General features: G+C 40.1%; 1 protein-coding gene. It reads right to left on the bottom strand.

The window, feature by feature from the left end; genetic code table 11:
- Window positions 1-2,006 (bottom strand): PAS domain S-box protein (locus M595_RS27250; RefSeq protein ID WP_023069819.1); only part of this gene is annotated, 2,006 nt, incomplete at both ends.

Below are 2,006 nucleotides of genomic sequence, written 5' to 3'. Positions count from 1 at the left end.
TTTTTGGTGTTTGAGACGTTGGCAAAACTCTTCCCACTGGGGCGGAGCGTTTAGGGATTGATCAATTTGCCAAATTTTGAGATTGGAGAGTTTTGTACTCGAATAGCCCAAACTTTCACAAGCGGTTTTGTTAACATAAACAATCTGACCTGATTGATCGACAATGACAACACTTTCTTGGGCATTATCGAGGGCAAATTCGACCAGTTGTAAACGATCTTCGGTTTGTTGACGTTCGGTAATATCAAGAGCAACCGCGAGAAATAAGCGTTCTTGTTGATGTTCGATCAGTTGAAAGTGAACTTCCACCGGATAGAATGTTTTATTTGCTCGTTGATAGGCTGCTCTAAAAACGGTCTTGTTTTGTTGATGATTTAATAAGGGATCAATTAATTTTTGAAATTGTTCTGGAGTCAGTTGGGGTTTGAGGTTAATGGCGGTTATCTGTTGAAGTTGTTCGAGGGTGTAACCCAGATTTCGCAAAGCACCTTGGTTGGCATATTGAAATTTTAGAGTTTCAGCATCAAAGATATAGATTTCATTTAAACTTGCTTCTAAAATATTTAATAGACGAGTTCGTTCGGCAATTTCGGCTTCTAGATCGGCGGTGCGTTGTTGAACTCTTGCTTCGAGTTCTTGGTTAAGTTGTTGCAGTTTTTGTTCGGCTTGTTTCTGTTGAGTAATATCTTGAGTTAACACCACCCCGGCTTGCACCTTTCCCTGATCGATAATAGGTAAAAAATAAACCAGATAAAGGCGATTGCCAAAGGGAAGTTCACTAACTATTTCTTCTCCCGCTAAAGTCCGACGATAAAGCGGTTCGATCAGTTTACAGGTTTCTTTCGGTAAGACTTCCCAAATCGTTTTCCCTTCCATTTTTTGTTTAGAAAGTCCCACCTCTGCGAGTCCAAAACCCCCAACTAGGATATACCGTAAGTCGTGATCAAACATCATTACAGCCCCGTTGGGGAAGTTATCGACTAACATCTGATAACGGGCTTCACTCTGACGCAAAGTGATTTCTGCTTTTTTATTTTCGGTAATATCTTCGTAGGTACCGACGACTCCGATAATTTCTCCCTCTGGATTTCGCAAGGGCATTTTATGGGTTCTTAGCAACCGTGAGATTTTTCCCACTTTGGTCATTGGTTCTTCTATATTAAGTTTAGTTTCTCCAGATGCCATGACTTGATGATCGTCGGCGCGATAGAGTTTGGCTTCTTCTTTCCACGGCATATCAAAGTCAGTTTTACCGATGATTTCTTGGCTAGAAGATAAACCTCCATCCACACTAAATTTGTAGTTACAGCCGAGAAAATTCCCTTCTTTATCTTTCCAAAAAACGCCTTGAGGAATACAATCGAGAACAGAACTTAAAAGGATTTGATTTTCTTGAAGGGCGCGTTTAGCTTCGATGCGATCGCTAACATCTCGACTTTCTGCGATTAATAATATAACTTCGCCTGTTGCATCTCGAAGTGGACGTAAAGCAAAGTCTGTGGTTGCGACTTTATTGCCTACTATTTTGACATCAACTTCATAATAAATTGATTCTCCAGAAGCGGCCTTAGCGATACTTTCACGCAATTGTTGTTGTATTTCTGGAGAGATTGTCCACCAGTAAATTTCCCAAAAGGGACGGTTGATAGTTTCTTCGCGTTTCAAACCTCCAAAGTCTAAAGCGGTTTGATTAACATCGAGTAATATTCCCTCTGGACTGAGTATTGCTGTACATTGAAAGGTGTTATTTAGAAGGGCTTGGAGTTTTTGATCGCTGGCTTGAGTTTGGGCTTCGAGTTTAGCATTGAGAGTTTTTATTTGTTGACGAAGTTGGTCTTCTTTGATGGCAATTGAAAGTTGAATAGAAAGTTGTTCTAAGAGTTCTATTTCTTCGGGTTTCCAGTTTCGGAATTGATCGCATTGATGAGCGATTAAAGTTCCCCATGTTTTGAATTCTTGAGTTTTTTGATCGCCGGAGTCTAAATCAATAGAAATGGGAATAGATA

The organism is Lyngbya aestuarii BL J, from assembly GCF_000478195.2.
GTDB classification, from domain to species: domain Bacteria; phylum Cyanobacteriota; class Cyanobacteriia; order Cyanobacteriales; family Microcoleaceae; genus Capilliphycus; species Capilliphycus aestuarii.
The sequence above is the reverse complement of the archived record's forward strand: the minus strand, read 5'-3'. Positions and strand labels throughout refer to the sequence as shown.